Below are 15,245 nucleotides of genomic sequence, written 5' to 3'. Positions count from 1 at the left end.
AAACATACTAACATTAGTAGTGCAGACCCTGGCCAGGGTTTGTGCTACTATTTTTTTATAGTAGAAGTGAAGTAAGGCCGACCAGCCTCTAGGACCATTTAAGAGTCCGTATTATAAACCGGCCGACTTCACACCCTTATTTGAATCAGTTTAGTATGTTGGGTCCTTAAGAGATCGAGTAAAAGAAAGTGGAATCGATAAGGCAATGTGAAGGCTTCTATGAATGGTAAGAGAAGGAGAAATGAACATGAAACATGTTCTAGCATTCGATGTTAGTATGGGGAAAAGTACAATGGTTATCTATAATCACTATAATAAATGTGAATATGAAGGCGAAATTACACATAATAAATCGTCCTTTAAAGCCTTGAATGAAAGGATTTGTGAAATCATTAAACGGGATGGTCAAGCACCTGAAATTGTATTTGAAGCATCAGGAGTGTATTCGAGACCATTAGAACAGTTTTTTCAAGCAGAAGGCTACACCTATCATAGAGTTAGCCCGTTAGAAGCGAATCTACAAACGGCTTCGATGCGTCGTCATAAGACAGATATAAGTGATGCTCATGGGCTTGCTAAATCTCATTTTCGAACAGAACGTTCTACGACATACCAGGAAGAAAACTACTATAAACAAATGCGCGCACTAACACGTTATTACGATGAACTAGATAGTGAAATTATAAGTCTATACAGTAGATTGCACGCTATTTTACAGCTTAGTTTTCCTGAATTAGAGCGTCTTTTTTCAAAACGTTCTGCTCTCTTTTTGAACGTCACTCAGCTTTTCCCACACCCAGATGAAGTATTGGCATGTTCTAAAACTGTAATACGAAATAAAATAAAAGGGAATACAAAAAAGAACATATCCCTTAAACGTGCAGAAGAAAAAGCAATAGAATTACTTCACGCAGCACAAGATTCCTATCCAGCAATATCAAAAGATGATGTTCGTTGTGACCAAATTCGGGATTATGCTATACGTATCACAGATCTTAAAGCGAAAAAAGACATGCTTATAAAACAGATGGTTGAACTTTCAAAAGATCGTATTGAGTATCAGGTATTACTTTCTTTTCCAGGGATTGGAGAGGTGACTGCTGTAAGACTAATTGGAGAACTAGGGGATCTACAACGCTTCCAGAACCATAAACAATTGAATGCATATGTTGGAATTGATATCATGCGTTATCAATCTGGTAATACATTTTATAAAGATAAAATAAATAAACGAGGAAATAACAAATTACGAAAACTATTGTACTACATGGTTCAATCGATGATTAAACTTCGTAAGAAGTCCAACAATCATATTGTAGAGTATTATGACAAATTAAAAACGCAACCTCAAGGCAAACCCCATAAAGTTGCGTCAATTGCATGTGTGAATAAGTTCTTGAAAGTGGCCTTTCATCTAATCACACACAACATCACCTATGATTACAATACAGCATCCATCTGTTCGTAATCAGTTATTTACACTATAACATAGATGACCTTTCGAAAAAACATAACTCGTCAGGTCTATTTGTCATTTCCAAAATGTTTTTTTGGGTGGGAGTGGTACCCCTCCCACCCAAAAAATAGTTATTAATTAATAAAAACACTTGACTGTAGGTAAGAAAAAGAGGCTGGGACAAAAGTGTTTTGTACTTTTCGGGTTTTCAACACTTTTGTTATGTCTCAGCCTCTACTAATCAATGAAACTAACTTTCTTTTGAATTGGATGATACTATTGAACTTACTATTGTAGACAAGAAACCTAAACCTAAACCGATTAATCCTCCAGGTATAGGCTGATCAAATAACTTTCCTATTCCTAGGCCAATAAGTAATCCAGCTGGTATAAAGTAATTCGTTACTTTCTTTTCCATTTCAAGCACCTCCATTCTCATATAGCAGAATTATATTCTTTTGATTTCTTCTACTTAAATTTCACGATGTTTTTTTCGAAAGATAAATAGGCATATTGCCCCTACTATTCCACCTGCTAAATGAGGAATATGTCCCACAGATCCTAACAAGTCGAAAACAATAGCTATAACAGAAACAAGTAGAAGGAGAATGGGTAAGACAACATTTGGTAGATTAAAATACAACTCTTTTTCCATTGGAAATGCTAGATAGTAATAGAATAGTAACCCGAATCCTGCAGCGCTAAAACCTATTCCAGCTGTTCCCCATAAAACAATAGAAGTGCCCCCAGCTAAGATACATAAAAACGTTAATACAAAGTATTTTCTTGATCCAATTAGACGCTCAACCCAACGACCCACGAAAATTAATACAACCATATTTAATATAAAATGATAAGGTTCAACATGAACAAAACCGTGAGTAATTAAAGTGTACCATCTTTCAGGTAATTCAGAATTACTTAATGCTAAAAATCGGATATTTTCTGGATCGGTTAAACGGGCAATTATAAAAATAATGAGTGATATAGTAAAAAATATAAAAGTAACAGGTGACTTTTTCATTATGTCGATAATTTTCATTGTTCTTCACGTCCTTTATTTTTGATTAATTCCAAGGCTTCATTGGCCCAATCTATTTCTGCAATAATACCTTTCTTTGCTCTTTTAATTGTTAATAGCCAATAAAATAAAGAGTCTTCTAGCCTTTCTTCCACTGCTGATTTTTCTGCTTCCTTTTCTATAAAAAGAATAGTTTCCAGTTCCTCTTCTTGTTGTTTCTTGAATCGCTGTATTTCAAATGTAAGGTTATTTGCTTCGATTTGCTCACCAAAGAACACTCGAATAATAAACTCATCTCGTATAGGAGCGATTAAATTTTTGGGGAATTTATTAACCCATTCATGGAAGGCATCTCTCCCTCGATTGGTTATGGAATATACTTTGCGGTCAAACTTTTTATCCTGAACTTCAACGGAAGACGTAACATGGTTTTGTTCTTCCATTCTTTGTAATTCCCTGTAAATCTGACTAGTCTTCGTATTCCACATAAACTGTAATGATGTATCAAATGTCTTCTTCAACTCATATCCGCTCATGTCTTGGTAACACAACAAACCTAACATACCGAACCTTAAACTCATAAAACCACCCTTTGTATTCCAAAATTTATATTCAACAAGTTATATATAACTTATCATACTGGATTATTTTTGTAAATAAAAATTTTAACAAATATTGTTATTTATTTCATACAGTTGGAATTAGCTTATCTGTTTGACTTATATTTTCATATGAGACATCTGAGTTGCACTATCACTTCTCTATTACTCCTCTCAACAAGGTTACTCTGTTCCTTGCTGAATGGAGGTAGAAGTACAAATCATTAGATTTAATGGTAGGCACCATACAAAAGATTCTGCACCATGAGCGATGGAGAGGCGCAGTCTGTAGCAAACTCCATCATAGCTATTTCATGGTAGACTTTACCTTTTTCTTATACTAAACTAATAGTTAGATAATTATTTTTTCATTATTGAACTGAGGTGTTTTTTGTGAAAATGTTAGTATGAAAAGTATGAAGAGGATGTAAAATACTTTCAATATAATCATTTCTCTAATTCTAAAATTTACATTTTTAGGAGGTACAGAGGATGAGCTATATTAATGCAGAAAGTGTTTTACCAAAAGAAATAATTGAAATGATTCAGAAATATGTAGATGGAGAGCCGTTATACATTCCAAGAAAAAGTGAGAATAAAAAATCATGGGGTGAAAAGAACGGTACAAGAGTAAACCTTAAAAAGAGGAATCATGATATTTATAACCATTTCCTTAATGGGGTCAGTGTATCTGAATTATCAAGAAAATTTTATCTCTCAGAAAAAAGTATAAGAAGGATTATTAGACAAGAAAAACTATTTCAAACATAGGTAGTATAGGATGTTTATTATTAGTTATGAATAATAAACATCCTTTTTAAAAAGGTAGACAGATAATAAAAATGTCTTTAATTTATGTCTCGCCAAAATACAGAAGTATTAATAATTAGTTTGTTAACAATCCCAATGAAATCTCCCCCTATACTACTAAATTGCCCCATTTCCTTTTTTAACTATTCCTAGACCCATAGTTGATTATGAATTGTTTTTGAGCACCAACTCCATATTAGAAAATGATAAAGTAGAGTTTGAGTGAGGTTAACCTTATAATGTTTTCCGTGATTCAGTTTGTTGTTTCTGAAAAGTTAAGGTTGCCTATCTGTACAATAATTGCTCAACATATATTTTGAAGCATAGGAGCGAGATAAAATGAAGACACAAAACTTAATTGAAGAATTATTTAATCGTTATGTTGAAACTGAAAATTTCTCTGGGGTTGGACTTGTAAAAAAAGGGGATGAAACAATCTTTCATAAATCCTATGGTTATGCTCATAGAGGTTGGAATGTTTCTAATGAACTGAATACGAAATTTGACACAGCCTCAATCACAAAAATCTTTACAGCGGTTGCAATTTTAAAATTAGTAGACAATAAACTGCTTCGATTAGATGATAAGGTTATCGATATTCTTAACCTGGATCATTCATCTATACATAAGGATGTAACTGTTTATCACTTACTAACACATACTTCTGGTATAGCTGATGATGCGGATGAAGAAGCTGGAGAATGTTACGAAGATCTTTGGAAAGAAAAACCCAATTATTCTGTAAGAGAAACCATTGATTATTTACCGCAATTTATTCAAAAGGAAGCAAACTTCCAACCTGGAGAAGGTTGTAGGTATAATAATTGTGCCTTTATTTTACTTGGATTAATCATTGAAAAAATAAGTGAAAAAAGTTATCGAGAATATGTAAAGGAACATATTTTTGATGTAGTAGGTATGAAGCAATCTGGTTTTTTCTCCATGGATGAAGTCGTTGAAAATGCTGCAGAACATTATGCTTCCATCGAAGACGAGAACGAGAATATCACTGGTTATCGAAAAAATATTTATTCTTATCCAGCAATTGGGTCTGCTGATGCTGGGGCATTAACGACAGTAAAAGATTTAGATTTATTTATTCGCTCTCTAAAATCAAGAAAGTTATTAAGTGATGAGCTTACAACTGACATATTTGCTCCTAAAGAAGTGTATAGAAAGCATACTGAGGTTACTGAAATGATGGGATATGGCTTCCAATTCTTAGTTAAGAATGACTCCGGAGAAATTATTTATATTCAAAAGGATGGGATTAACCCAGGTGTAAGCTGTGTCATGAATTATTATCCTCAATCAGATATGACCATTATTATTATGGCGAATCAAGACACAAACGTTTGGGATTTAGCATGGGATGTACAAGATATAATGATAGGAGAAGTTTAAGTTTATCAATTAATACGAGCACATGGAATTTAAGTGTGATATAATCTATGAATTCTAAGGAGTAGAACACATCTACTCCTTAGAATCTACTATGTTATAAAAATTCCCAAACGTCACCATATTGTACCACGATATGAGCAACAGCTTGTCATTGACCGTTTTCATTATTTGTTTCTTTAGAGCACATCTGTTTTAAGCATTTATAGGAATCTCCGTTGTTAATCAAAGGATGGGGACTGGGCATCTTCTCGTTTATCAAGATAAATCGTTCCTTGGTTATCAATCTGGGCAAAAAAAACATCTTCCACTTTTGAAATATTGTTCTTTTTTAAAACATCCGTTACCCAATTAGTGTCTTTACCGATCATTTTTAACGTACTTGTTAATATTTTTCCATCAATGATAAACGCTTGTGGAACGCCTCTGCTCCTTTGAAACTGATTGATATCCTTTTTCATGACATCTAGATAGCCAGGTTTCTTTAAAACCGACACTGTTCCGTCCGTTTCCAAGATGGCGCTTTCCACTTGTTCCACGTAAAACACACCTTTTTTCCTTAAGTTAGTAATTAAAGCATCCATGGTCATTCTACTCTTCTTCAAACCTTTCTCCAATACCTTCCCATTATTAATGATATAGGTTGGTTCATCTTCTAATATCTTTCTTCCCCATAGGCTTTTAATAGCAATGATACTGGTAATGAAAGTATATATACAAAATAAAATTAAACCTGTCATGCTTATAGATAGCGGTGTGTTGGGCTGCAACATTGCACTTGCAGCAATTGAACCGATTGTAATTCCAGCAACAAAATCGAAGAAGGTCATCTGTGCAATTAGCTTTTTATTTAAAAGCCGACAAAGGATATACAATACAATAAAAGCAACTGTTGTCCGTATAAAAATATCTAAGAAAGTCAATGGAACACCTCCGTTTTTTTTGTAAAAACTTACAAGATTAAATTGACCATAATCTGCAAATATTATTACTCGTGGAGGTGATTTTGATGGCTAACAATAATAACGAAAACAACAACCGTAATGCCCGTAATAATCGACACAATGCTACTAATAACAACTTAGATGTAAACAATGCAAATGTAGAATTTGCAAATGAGAACGAGAACAACGCTCGTAATACAAACAACGCTCGTAATGCAAGGAATAATAATAACAACAACTAAGTATAAAAGAGAGCTTTGGAGATACTCCTTTGCTCTCTTTTTCTAAATCACTGGCTTGTTATCTAGAATCTCCTGTAAAAAGACAATTTTTCTTCGTAAATTGTGTTACCTCTCTATTTCCTTCTTATAGGTATCGAATGTAGATACTCATCCTCATGTTTTAATAATCGAATTTCTAAAATATTTTTTTTATAAATGGCTCTACTCGCTTTTTTTCGTACTAAATCAGGAAGTTTGATCTCAAATGGCTTACTAGTAGGAAAACCTTTAATGACCACTTTCGTTGAATCATGCTGAACATCTATATCATTTATATCAATATGCTTAGGTATTAAAATTTGTATAATAATAAATCCATGTATTTCAATTATTCTCGTTTGTGGTGTAATTGATGGGGCAGGAAATGCTTGATTGTTTGTCGTTGCCTGAGCTTCCGCTTGGGAAATGAATGAATCTGAATTATTATTTGTAAAAGACTGATTGGACGATTGATTATGGTCAGTTTGCTGACTAGAAGAATGAACTTGTTCATTATTAGCAGATGTTTCCTCACCGTTCCCTGACGAACTCTCGTGATCTTGTTTCGCCTGCTCTTCTAGTGGATTTCCTATATTCCCTAAGTATTGACTCAGCATATTTTGAACGTAAGTATCAATACCGTTGGTCATGTTTTTTTTATCATCTAACTTTGGTAAAAAATGTTTGACCGGATCAAATTTGTTCCAAAACAAGCAACTCCCCCCTTTATAAAGCTTTATAATCCCTTGGCTAAAGGAGCTTAAATTATTCAACAAATAATAGAGACTCACTGGCTATATTCCTTTATTATCATATTCTTAAAGCCTTGAAAAGTTCGTGTAAGTAATTGAATAATCATATACCTTCCTAGTTTCTATACTGCAAATTTAATAAAAAAATCGACAGGTATACTTGTACCTATTTTAGGTGTAAACTCAGCAATCAATGATGTGTATTTGACATAGGGAATTATTGAATAACTCGAAAGGGGAGATTTTAAAATGAGTAAAAATGGGTACATTAGAAGTATGTAGGAGGAAGAATAATTAAAATGAAAAACGGGAAGCGGTCAAAAAAAATAAAGCGAAACAATTAACTGAACACTATATCTATATTAAAGAATGTGTGATGTAACAGTAAATTTCAACGGATACGAAAGCAGCAATAAACCTTCAGGCTGGTTTACAGGCTTCGATTGCTGTACTAATCAGCATATCTGTTGCTGACTCTGATACTGCAGATAAGCTTACGTAGGAGTTATCGCAAAAATCAAAAACAGAAAACTTTCAATACTTAAACAGTTATAGAGAACTTAAAAAAATGTGATTGATAGTAGCATTAAATGTAAAAATAGTCCTATAAGGGTAATTGTCAGAGCTCCCCCCCTATGCGGGGGCTCTTTAGTATACGGGATTATTTATACACGTTATAAGTTATTTATTAAACTTGAAGGAAAACCCTTTTTTGCTTGGTGTCATTATGGTATTGGGAGCATTTTTTTCTTTTTCTTCCATCTCAATTTTTTTCTTTTCCTCCTCTTTATCTTTAGGATCCTTTTTTTCTTTTTGATTTACCGATGTCCCAAAATTATTCCCTAAGTTTAAAGCACCGCTAAGCTCCTTCACATCTACGGAGTCTAATTGAAAAGTGAGACTCTCTAATACGGGGTCTTTTATATCTATATTTTCAACCGTAATGTGATACTCAATTTTTCTATCATCCATTTTTTGAATGATTTTCTCTAATTTCTCCAGCTTTTCTGTTAATTCGGAAAGGTCTTTTTTATGTTGATTGATGGGATCTTCTTTTTTAAAAAAGCTGAAAATTGATTTTGACCTCATCTACGTTACGAAGTCTTGGAGGATATCGGAAAAATAACATACATAAATTTTCATCATTATCCCCCTGCCCTTTTATTCAAGAAAAAGAAAAAAGATCCCATTATTTTCACCTTCCATAGCAATTTCATTTTCATGATAAAGACACTTCCCCTCTTCTTGCTATTTCTACTATATGCAGCCATGTCCACCTTAATTAATCAATCGTTAATTTATTAATTTGAACTAGTCCCGTATCATAGGCTTATACATTTTTTTCATACAAGCTATCACTAAAGTAATTTAATAAAATATGATATTAAGACAAGTTCCTATAAATCTTATGGTTAGATAATTGCTCCACAGATAGGAGGTAACACTCGTGAGTATGAAGATAAAAGTCGGTGAAATTAACATTAATTCACAAAGTGATAATTCTGGGGTTTATATAGGTTCTAATAATATACCAGGGTGTGATTCCCAAACTAAAAACACAATGGGGAATGGCAGTTTTTCTGGTTCAAATATATCGTTCAATAACTTCAATAGTGTAAATAGTGCTACTGGAGCTAAACCGAGGAATTAAAATTAGACTAAAGTATGTACTTTTATATCAATCGCATGACCACTAGCGAGCCCTTGGCTGGTGGTCTTCTTTTTTAACTTTCGGTTTTAGGATTGGCTGTATATTGAATAATATTAATAAATAAGCTTTATGTATTCCGGTCATGAATTACTTCAAGGAAGATCGTTTAAAGGAGGTTGTTAATGGCTGTTGTTATGAACTTCATTGGAATTAATGTAAATAATATGAACAACAACTGTGGTGTATTTGTAGGTGCTAACAATCATGTGGGGTGGGATGCGCACGCTAAATTCAGTATGGGAAATGGCATGTTTATTGGAATGAATTCAACAATTTATAATTCAAACGTCGTAATTGACCAAGATATAATAGATGCTCCAATTTTTGATCAAGATTTTAAACCCGGCTTTAATAATCAGCAGTTTTAACTGTTTAATAAGAAAAGAGGTGAATATAGTGACTATTAAGATTAATTTTGTAAATGTAAACATCGGTAATCAAGTAAATAATTCATCCCTCCATGTAGGGGTTAATAATCAAACTGGCAGAGATGGCCACTCTAAATTTGGATATACTAACGGCATGTTTATTGGGATGAATCACACAGCAAATAATATTAATGTGGGGAATGATTCAGATGTTGTTGATGTACCCATTAATGATCAAGATATAAAATATGGAATTCAAAACCAACAATGGTAAAGGAGAGTTCTATGGGAAATATTCAGGTTAATTTTAATAACTTTTACGTGAATAACGTAGAGAATGGTTCAGGTATTTTTTCTGGTACCAATATAGCGAACGGCTGGACTACTTTTTACAAAGCAAATAGCGGCTTTGGATCTGTCAGTCAGGGGATCGCCGCACATAACACTTCTCATGTCTTCGATAATGACATGATTGATGTTCCTATAGATGATCGGGATAATATATACAGTCATAAATATCCAGACGACAGTGTTACGAACGTGGATTTTGGATCTATTAATGTCAATGCTTTAATCAATAACTCTACCGTTGCGGTAGGTGAAAATAATCAAGTGGGTTGGAGTGGTCATAGTAAACGTAATCATGGAAACGGCAACTTCACCGGTAGGAATGTATTAGCTAATGTCTCTAATAGTTTAAACGATACCGATTATATTGATGCACCAATCAATGATCAGGACTACAAACCTGGATATATGAATCAAACTCTCTAACTACTATAGCGTTAAAATCAATATAGCTTATGCCATCCATGAGAAATTGTGAAGGGATTATGTTTCCGTTAGACTGTTCTTTCAAATTTTCTAAAAAAAAAACTGAAATGGCCTCTCTATACTTTACCTTGTTTTATTATGCTCCCCTCTACTTCACTTTCCCTTTCCTGTTCCAAACGGAACTTCTACTTTCTAATAAAAAGGTGCATCCTTCCTCTTTCTGATGGATGTTCCTTTTTCAATCCTTCCATATTCGCACATTCTTTCATAAATTGAATAATGTAAAAAGATAAGACTTTCAATTAATAGGGGAAATTTACTTAAAGACACGTAGTTCCCCTATTTCTTGCCTTAGTAACCTAAATGGAAAGGGAGGTTATTTATGGCGGTTGTTATTAATTTTTTAGCAATAAACGTCAACTCAATGAGTAATAATTCTGGTGTATTTTTAGGATCCAATAATTCAGTTGGCTGGGATGGCCACGCTAAATTTAGTTTTGGAAATGGGCAATATTTGGGAATGAACGGAAGTTTTAATAACTTGAATATTTTAATGGATCAGGATGTCATTGATGCACCTATAAACGACCAAGACATAAAACCTGGTCTTAATAATCAACAATTATAAAATAAATGGGAGGAAAAGATATGGCAATTGCAGTTAATTTTGCGGCGGTAAACATAAATTCACAATCAAACAATACCGGCCTTTTTGCAGGAAACAATAATACAGTTGGTTGGGATGGGCATGTTAAATTTACTTATGGTAATGGACAATATTTAGGGATTAATGCAACAGCCAATAACGTGAATGTTGTTGGTGATACTGACTTAATTGATGCTCCAATCATGGACCAAGACATTAAGCCTGGCCTTAATAATCAACAAGCATAAACAATTTTAGTCTTGAAGGCTAGGGAAAATTACTCGATACTTAAGGTAAAAGAAGTTTTCATTGTAAAAGAAAAGTCATATTCATCTTTTCAGTCTCTTTTCTTTTCCTCATCCACAATATTTACCTTTATTGATTCATCATCGGTTGACGCATTGTCCGACTCTGCTTCTTCCTCCAAAGTAGACAGTATTTTTTCCTTTAGCCACTCAGGAATATCATCACTTAATGAGCCGTTAAACATATCAAGAAAATCTGCATCATCTAAAAGCGTTTTTGAATCTTTAAACGAGTTATTGTCCCCGCTTATGGATCCAAATCCTTGATTCTGTTTCTTTTCACTTTTAAACCCTGAATTTGTGTTGTGTCCAATATTCACACTGGATGACCCTTCAACGGTACCGATGCGAATGTTACCTATATAAAATGTAGGAGAAAAAGATGCCATATAAGGAGCCTCCTTTACTGTTGGCCTCTATTCCTTGTAATCTTTCTTTTGCGGGGGGCGATAAACGTCGATATAGTCCGGATCGAAGGTAATACTCATATTATTCTCGGCAAGATTATCTTGTCCCTCTACTTTACCAAATCCTTCATTTTGTTTTGATGAGCTTTTCCAACCTATATGTGTGTTTCGACCGGAAAAAACACCTGAAGATCCTGAAACTTGATTGATACTAATGCTTTTCACATTTATTTTTATATCCATCAATAAGCCTCCTTATGTCTTTACTTCTATTCTATTTTTCACACAACTTTAATATGAATAAGGTATTAGTAAAATAAGTTTTTTCAGAAAGCGTGGTGTTTCTAATGGATGAGAGGGATAAGTTTATTAAGGGAAAAATGGATTGGAATCAATTTCAAAATATCTTTAAAGACAAGGGTTTTATGGGAAATCCCTTTTTTGGTGCAGGTGGAAAGGATCCACAATGGATTGAGGAGTACATCCAAAATGTTTTAAAGCAATCAATGCCAAATACGGATCAACAAAATTCTCCCGATAGGGCTCAAGGGCAGACCCCAAACCAATCACAAAACCCGAATATAAACCCTAATCAATCACCACAACCATTGAAAAGAGAGATATTTGAAGGCCATTATAATATGATTGTAAAAATTCTTATTCCACATCACATACATCCAAACCAATTGAAAATATTTCATGCAGCAAACCACTTAAGAATAGAGGGTATCCCAAATCACCCTCCTGAGATTATCGAATTACCCGCTCTTGGAAAAGCAGATGGTGCCATGTCAGTATTTAAAAACAGTGTATTGGAAGTAAATATTCCAAAGGATCCAAATGTAAACTATCACGAAATTACGATTGTTTTTGAATAACCCTCTTCCATCAAGAGTTCTGGATTGAAAAATATCATTCTCCACATATGTAGGTGTATTTTTCCATTAAGAACAATGATTCGGAGCTTCATTAGCTCCTCAAAAAAGGCACCTAAGCCCCGGTACAGTAATGTTGTACCGGGGCTCAGGCTCATTAAAAAAACGCCAAAGCCAATGTGTCTTCCTCTATTAGTATTTCGAAGAAATGAATCCGTCGACACAAATCGTAGCTTATTCATGAAGAATTGCTCTTTGGTCACGAGCGAAGAGCTTCATTTCTTCCAGTTCTTTTCTATTTAACGAATTGTTTTCCACATTACAGTCCCTCTCAACTTCCATAATCTAAGTGGTATTATATGTAAAAGGAGGAAAGGATATACAGTATTATACATTTTGAGCATGTATCACTGTATAGCCCTTTTTATTGATAAACCTGGTATGGGGATGGAATTTATTATTTTGATGTGATTCTCCTCTAAACGTTTTCCAATGTGTTATACCATTCACTTCATAGGCTAAATGTGACTTCGTTGAAAATCTATCAAACCCATCTTCTATACCTACAAAAACCTCATCATCTCCAACTTGTAACCGAAAGCCACCACGTCGTTTTAGAAAATCAGGCTTCTCTACTTCTGGTATGGCGAATACATTATGTTAACTCCAATAATTTTTCATAATTTCATGTGTCCATTTAGGTTGAACAATCGGTTCTTTCGGAAGGAATTCTTTCATAACTGGCTTTATATCTAATATTGGTGTATCGTTAATGCAGTCAAGTCCTACTACAGATAATTCTCTTCCTTCTCGCTTAAGAACCCTTACCGTTGTAAGCCCTAATTGATTAGGTCTATTTTTTCCACGTTGTCCAAAGATCCCAACTTTAGGTAGACTTTTATCATTTCTTGGATGTCTTGCTCCCTTAACAATTTTATCCTTATCCACCATATGAAAATAAAAAATGATCTCTAAGTGAGAAAAAGTTTCAATTTCACTTAAAGCTTCTTCTGGAAGGGAATTATTTAAAACAATCTTACTTACTACCTCCCCCCAGTAGTCATCTTCAATTTCTTCTCTTTGATTATAAGCAACACCTATAGGATTTAATGTAATCATTCCATTTCCCTCATTTCGAATAATCTAGTTTTTTTTCATTATAACTTCACTGTAGGTTTTTATCGCTTCTCGTTTAGTTGTCTTTAATATCTCCTTCCCCTGTGTAATAATAGAGTGGTCAAGGTGCTACTAATTCAACTTTAATTCTATCTGGATCTTCAAAATAAACGGCGTAATGATCTTCCCCTCCTGCAAAAGGATGTTTATCAGTATAGAGAATTTTAACACCCTTTTCTTTTAACTTTCTTGTCATAACATCAACCTGTTGACGTGAACTAACGTGGAACGCCAAATGATTCAGACCCACTCCACATCTGTGGTAAGGTATGTCCAAAAACCTTTCATCTGTTTGAACGAAGACGATGTATGTTTCTCCAATTCTCCAACTTCGTCCCCTTTCCCACTCCTGATAGGGCTCATATTCTAATTCTTCTAATAACCAACCCCAAAATGTAACTGAACGCTTCAAATCAGAAACATATATTTCAATGTGGTGTAAAAGCCCTTGTAACAAAATGAATAACCCCCTTTTTATTAATCTATCAGATAATTCGAGACCTTGTTATACAATCGCACCCTTTACTCTAAATAGTAATCATCAAAACACTTTAGTGTAATGAAATGATTGATTAACTCAATTTTTATGTCCAATATAGTTAGATTTAAACATACAATAATATAAAGTGGTAACTTCCTTATTATCTAACAACTTTAAGGTTTCATTTTTCTGAAATCTATATTTAAATCCACATTTCTCACTTACTCTTTTCGAGTTATGGTTAAAATTAAAATGTCCACACCAAATTAAATCTAAATCTAGTTTAGTAAAACTATATTTAATTAGACATTTTACTGCTTCTGGAATAATTCCCATTCCCCAATAGTTAGGATTTAAGACATAACCAATCTCCCTCTGCTTTAGTTCCGCAAGACTTTCATCTGGTTTTCTATCATGAAGTCCTATACTACCAATAACTTTATTTTCGGCCTTTAAAACAATTGCATATGTATCATTATTTCGCATAAACATTCTTATAATATCTTTACTTTCTTCTTCATTTTTATGTGGTAGCCAACCAGCATTAGGACCTACTAATTCATTTTTAGCATATTCATACAAGTCCTTGCTGTCCGTTAATTGCCAGTCTCTTAATATTAACCTTTCAGTAACTAGTTGATCCATATCTTTTCCCCCCGTTAGTGTTTTTTTTGAACAGTCCTCCCGCTAGTGACACACTGTCATAAAATCCTGTGGTGCAAACGTATTCCCGAAAGAAGAAACTATACCGTATAACGAATATTCCAACTTTTAGGAAACTCAATATTATTAGCGTAAGCATAACGTATTAATTGTCCGTGATGCTGAACCTCATGTTCCAATAAGTCCATTAAAAAGTTAGGATTTATTTCACCTATGCTATTATCTTGTAAGAATCTTATTATATTTGTATGAGTTTCTTTTAATTTGCTATTGATTAAAGTTTTATTAGTACTATCCGATAAACTACATTCAAAGCCATCCCATTTACCAATAATAAAAGCCTTTAAGTAACTTTCTCTTGCTCCGATAATACAATATGCTTGCTCTCCAATTGTATTTGAAGGGACGTCAGATATTCTTAATCTTAAATGATCACCATTTATATGAGTATAAAAGTCGTCTGTTAAACTCAATGCTTGTAAAACCCGTTGTTTTACTATTATATCCATTCTTTATTCCTCCACTTTTATTTTTTGTAAACCCTACTCCTTAGATTCGTATGAAAAATGATAACTTCGTATCCAATGAAACTACCT

General features: G+C 33.6%; 24 protein-coding genes. 12 read left to right on the top strand and 12 right to left on the bottom strand.

The window, feature by feature from the left end:
• The first annotated feature begins 247 nt into the window (after positions 1-247).
• Positions 248-1,468, top strand: a complete 1,221-nt coding sequence (locus KS419_RS11350) for an IS110 family RNA-guided transposase (RefSeq protein ID WP_246593679.1) — start codon at positions 248-250, stop codon at positions 1,466-1,468.
• Positions 1,469-1,706: 238 nt separating this feature from the next.
• Here KS419_RS11350 and KS419_RS11345 read toward each other — a convergent pair whose 3' ends face one another.
• The 3 genes from KS419_RS11345 to KS419_RS11335 are packed head-to-tail and all read right to left on the bottom strand — an operon-like array spanning position 1,707 to position 3,058.
• Positions 1,707-1,874, bottom strand: coding sequence for a hypothetical protein (locus KS419_RS11345; protein WP_217066521.1), 168 nt, complete (start codon positions 1,872-1,874; stop codon positions 1,707-1,709).
• Between the two features lie 54 nt (positions 1,875-1,928).
• Positions 1,929-2,498 carry a rhomboid family intramembrane serine protease gene (locus KS419_RS11340; protein ID WP_217066520.1) on the bottom strand — a complete coding sequence of 190 codons (570 nt, stop codon included), beginning with the start codon at positions 2,496-2,498 and terminating at the stop codon, positions 1,929-1,931.
• Positions 2,495-3,058, bottom strand: coding sequence for a PadR family transcriptional regulator (locus tag KS419_RS11335; RefSeq protein ID WP_217066519.1), 564 nt, complete (start codon positions 3,056-3,058; stop codon positions 2,495-2,497). Before KS419_RS11335 ends, KS419_RS11340 begins: the two co-directional genes overlap by 4 nt.
• Positions 3,059-3,568: 510 nt before the next feature.
• Between KS419_RS11335 and KS419_RS11330 the strand changes: the two genes are divergently transcribed.
• Together KS419_RS11330 and KS419_RS11325 are read left to right on the top strand one after the other, a co-directional pair.
• Positions 3,569-3,847, top strand: coding sequence for a CD3324 family protein (locus KS419_RS11330; protein WP_217066518.1), 279 nt, complete (start codon positions 3,569-3,571; stop codon positions 3,845-3,847).
• A gap of 378 nt (positions 3,848-4,225) precedes the next feature.
• Positions 4,226-5,290, top strand: a complete 1,065-nt coding sequence (locus tag KS419_RS11325; protein ID WP_217066517.1) for a serine hydrolase domain-containing protein — start codon at positions 4,226-4,228, stop codon at positions 5,288-5,290.
• Between the two features lie 218 nt (positions 5,291-5,508).
• On the opposite strand, the gene KS419_RS11320 is transcribed toward KS419_RS11325, so the two are convergent.
• Positions 5,509-6,210: a DUF421 domain-containing protein gene (locus KS419_RS11320; RefSeq protein WP_217066516.1), complete on the bottom strand. Its 702-nt coding sequence runs from the start codon at positions 6,208-6,210 to the stop codon at positions 5,509-5,511.
• Positions 6,211-6,296: 86 nt separating this feature from the next.
• On the opposite strand from KS419_RS11320, the gene KS419_RS11315 reads away from it, so the two are divergent.
• Positions 6,297-6,473, top strand: coding sequence for a hypothetical protein (locus tag KS419_RS11315; protein WP_217066515.1), 177 nt, complete (start codon positions 6,297-6,299; stop codon positions 6,471-6,473).
• A gap of 113 nt (positions 6,474-6,586) precedes the next feature.
• Here KS419_RS11315 and KS419_RS11310 read toward each other — a convergent pair whose 3' ends face one another.
• On the bottom strand, positions 6,587-7,204 hold the full coding sequence (locus tag KS419_RS11310) for an Hsp20/alpha crystallin family protein (protein WP_217066514.1): 618 nt from the start codon (positions 7,202-7,204) through the stop codon (positions 6,587-6,589).
• Positions 7,205-7,631: 427 nt separating this feature from the next.
• On the opposite strand from KS419_RS11310, the gene KS419_RS25630 reads away from it, so the two are divergent.
• On the top strand, positions 7,632-7,745 hold the full coding sequence (locus KS419_RS25630) for a spore coat protein (RefSeq protein WP_217066524.1): 114 nt from the start codon (positions 7,632-7,634) through the stop codon (positions 7,743-7,745).
• 179 nt (positions 7,746-7,924) lie between these two features.
• On the opposite strand, the gene KS419_RS11300 is transcribed toward KS419_RS25630, so the two are convergent.
• Positions 7,925-8,215: a hypothetical protein gene (locus KS419_RS11300; RefSeq protein WP_217066513.1), complete on the bottom strand. Its 291-nt coding sequence runs from the start codon at positions 8,213-8,215 to the stop codon at positions 7,925-7,927.
• A 475-nt stretch (positions 8,216-8,690) separates the two neighbouring features.
• Here KS419_RS11300 and KS419_RS11295 point away from each other — a divergent pair, with 475 nt between their 5' ends.
• The 6 genes from KS419_RS11295 (at position 8,691) to KS419_RS11270 (ending at position 10,990) form a co-directional block, all read left to right on the top strand.
• The gene (locus KS419_RS11295) at positions 8,691-8,894 is read left to right on the top strand and encodes a hypothetical protein (protein ID WP_217066512.1); all 204 of its coding nucleotides are present in this window, start codon (positions 8,691-8,693) and stop codon (positions 8,892-8,894) included.
• A 182-nt stretch (positions 8,895-9,076) separates the two neighbouring features.
• Positions 9,077-9,322, top strand: coding sequence for a hypothetical protein (locus KS419_RS11290; RefSeq protein WP_217066511.1), 246 nt, complete (start codon positions 9,077-9,079; stop codon positions 9,320-9,322).
• A 28-nt stretch (positions 9,323-9,350) separates the two neighbouring features.
• The gene (locus KS419_RS11285; RefSeq protein ID WP_217066510.1) at positions 9,351-9,596 is read left to right on the top strand and encodes a hypothetical protein; all 246 of its coding nucleotides are present in this window, start codon (positions 9,351-9,353) and stop codon (positions 9,594-9,596) included.
• 11 nt (positions 9,597-9,607) lie between these two features.
• On the top strand, positions 9,608-10,096 hold the full coding sequence (locus KS419_RS11280; RefSeq protein ID WP_217066509.1) for a spore germination protein: 489 nt from the start codon (positions 9,608-9,610) through the stop codon (positions 10,094-10,096).
• Between the two features lie 382 nt (positions 10,097-10,478).
• Entirely contained in the window at positions 10,479-10,724 is a 246-nt protein-coding gene (locus tag KS419_RS11275; RefSeq protein ID WP_217066508.1) for a hypothetical protein, read from the top strand.
• Between the two features lie 20 nt (positions 10,725-10,744).
• Positions 10,745-10,990: a hypothetical protein gene (locus KS419_RS11270; protein ID WP_217066507.1), complete on the top strand. Its 246-nt coding sequence runs from the start codon at positions 10,745-10,747 to the stop codon at positions 10,988-10,990.
• An 89-nt stretch (positions 10,991-11,079) separates the two neighbouring features.
• Here the strand turns inward: KS419_RS11270 and KS419_RS11265 are convergent, their stop codons facing one another.
• Complete coding sequence (locus tag KS419_RS11265) at positions 11,080-11,436, bottom strand: hypothetical protein (RefSeq protein ID WP_217066506.1); 357 nt, start codon at positions 11,434-11,436, stop codon at positions 11,080-11,082.
• Between the two features lie 27 nt (positions 11,437-11,463).
• Positions 11,464-11,697, bottom strand: a complete 234-nt coding sequence (locus KS419_RS11260; protein WP_217066505.1) for a hypothetical protein — start codon at positions 11,695-11,697, stop codon at positions 11,464-11,466.
• A 104-nt stretch (positions 11,698-11,801) separates the two neighbouring features.
• Between KS419_RS11260 and KS419_RS11255 the strand changes: the two genes are divergently transcribed.
• Positions 11,802-12,332: an Hsp20/alpha crystallin family protein gene (locus KS419_RS11255; protein WP_217066504.1), complete on the top strand. Its 531-nt coding sequence runs from the start codon at positions 11,802-11,804 to the stop codon at positions 12,330-12,332.
• A 657-nt stretch (positions 12,333-12,989) separates the two neighbouring features.
• Here the strand turns inward: KS419_RS11255 and KS419_RS11250 are convergent.
• The 4 genes from KS419_RS11250 to KS419_RS11235 form a co-directional block, all read right to left on the bottom strand.
• Positions 12,990-13,448 (bottom strand): SAM-dependent methyltransferase, encoded by a 459-nt coding sequence (locus tag KS419_RS11250; RefSeq protein WP_217066503.1) that lies wholly within the window; start codon positions 13,446-13,448, stop codon positions 12,990-12,992.
• A 118-nt stretch (positions 13,449-13,566) separates the two neighbouring features.
• Positions 13,567-13,962 carry a VOC family protein gene (locus tag KS419_RS11245; protein ID WP_217066502.1) on the bottom strand — a complete coding sequence of 132 codons (396 nt, stop codon included), beginning with the start codon at positions 13,960-13,962 and terminating at the stop codon, positions 13,567-13,569.
• Between the two features lie 120 nt (positions 13,963-14,082).
• Positions 14,083-14,631 (bottom strand): GNAT family N-acetyltransferase, encoded by a 549-nt coding sequence (locus tag KS419_RS11240; protein ID WP_217066501.1) that lies wholly within the window; start codon positions 14,629-14,631, stop codon positions 14,083-14,085.
• 98 nt (positions 14,632-14,729) lie between these two features.
• Entirely contained in the window at positions 14,730-15,158 is a 429-nt protein-coding gene (locus KS419_RS11235; protein WP_217066500.1) for a hypothetical protein, read from the bottom strand.
• Positions 15,159-15,245: the final 87 nt, after the last annotated feature.

This window comes from Evansella tamaricis (assembly GCF_019042215.1).
GTDB lineage: Bacteria > Bacillota > Bacilli > Bacillales > Salisediminibacteriaceae > Evansella > Evansella tamaricis.
Note: the sequence above shows the minus strand (reverse complement) of the source record. Positions and strands in the feature narration are given on the sequence as shown.

What these genes read in the sequence shown, in the direction of transcription:
- KS419_RS11350 (WP_246593679.1), top strand. Translation starts at nt 248, where the DNA reads ATGAAACATGTTCTAGCATTCGATGTTAGTATGGGGAAAAGTACAATG.
- KS419_RS11345 (WP_217066521.1), bottom strand. Translation starts at nt 1,874, where the DNA reads ATGGAAAAGAAAGTAACGAATTACTTTATACCAGCTGGATTACTTATT.
- KS419_RS11340 (WP_217066520.1), bottom strand. Translation starts at nt 2,498, where the DNA reads ATGAAAATTATCGACATAATGAAAAAGTCACCTGTTACTTTTATATTT.
- KS419_RS11335 (WP_217066519.1), bottom strand. Translation starts at nt 3,058, where the DNA reads ATGAGTTTAAGGTTCGGTATGTTAGGTTTGTTGTGTTACCAAGACATG.
- KS419_RS11330 (WP_217066518.1), top strand. Translation starts at nt 3,569, where the DNA reads ATGAGCTATATTAATGCAGAAAGTGTTTTACCAAAAGAAATAATTGAA.
- KS419_RS11325 (WP_217066517.1), top strand. Translation starts at nt 4,226, where the DNA reads ATGAAGACACAAAACTTAATTGAAGAATTATTTAATCGTTATGTTGAA.
- KS419_RS11315 (WP_217066515.1), top strand. Translation starts at nt 6,297, where the DNA reads ATGGCTAACAATAATAACGAAAACAACAACCGTAATGCCCGTAATAAT.
- KS419_RS11300 (WP_217066513.1), bottom strand. Translation starts at nt 8,215, where the DNA reads ATGGATGATAGAAAAATTGAGTATCACATTACGGTTGAAAATATAGAT.
- KS419_RS11290 (WP_217066511.1), top strand. Translation starts at nt 9,077, where the DNA reads ATGGCTGTTGTTATGAACTTCATTGGAATTAATGTAAATAATATGAAC.
- KS419_RS11280 (WP_217066509.1), top strand. Translation starts at nt 9,608, where the DNA reads ATGGGAAATATTCAGGTTAATTTTAATAACTTTTACGTGAATAACGTA.
- KS419_RS11275 (WP_217066508.1), top strand. Translation starts at nt 10,479, where the DNA reads ATGGCGGTTGTTATTAATTTTTTAGCAATAAACGTCAACTCAATGAGT.
- KS419_RS11270 (WP_217066507.1), top strand. Translation starts at nt 10,745, where the DNA reads ATGGCAATTGCAGTTAATTTTGCGGCGGTAAACATAAATTCACAATCA.
- KS419_RS11265 (WP_217066506.1), bottom strand. Translation starts at nt 11,436, where the DNA reads ATGGCATCTTTTTCTCCTACATTTTATATAGGTAACATTCGCATCGGT.
- KS419_RS11260 (WP_217066505.1), bottom strand. Translation starts at nt 11,697, where the DNA reads ATGGATATAAAAATAAATGTGAAAAGCATTAGTATCAATCAAGTTTCA.
- KS419_RS11255 (WP_217066504.1), top strand. Translation starts at nt 11,802, where the DNA reads ATGGATGAGAGGGATAAGTTTATTAAGGGAAAAATGGATTGGAATCAA.
- KS419_RS11250 (WP_217066503.1), bottom strand. Translation starts at nt 13,448, where the DNA reads ATGATTACATTAAATCCTATAGGTGTTGCTTATAATCAAAGAGAAGAA.
- KS419_RS11240 (WP_217066501.1), bottom strand. Translation starts at nt 14,631, where the DNA reads ATGGATCAACTAGTTACTGAAAGGTTAATATTAAGAGACTGGCAATTA.
- KS419_RS11235 (WP_217066500.1), bottom strand. Translation starts at nt 15,158, where the DNA reads ATGGATATAATAGTAAAACAACGGGTTTTACAAGCATTGAGTTTAACA.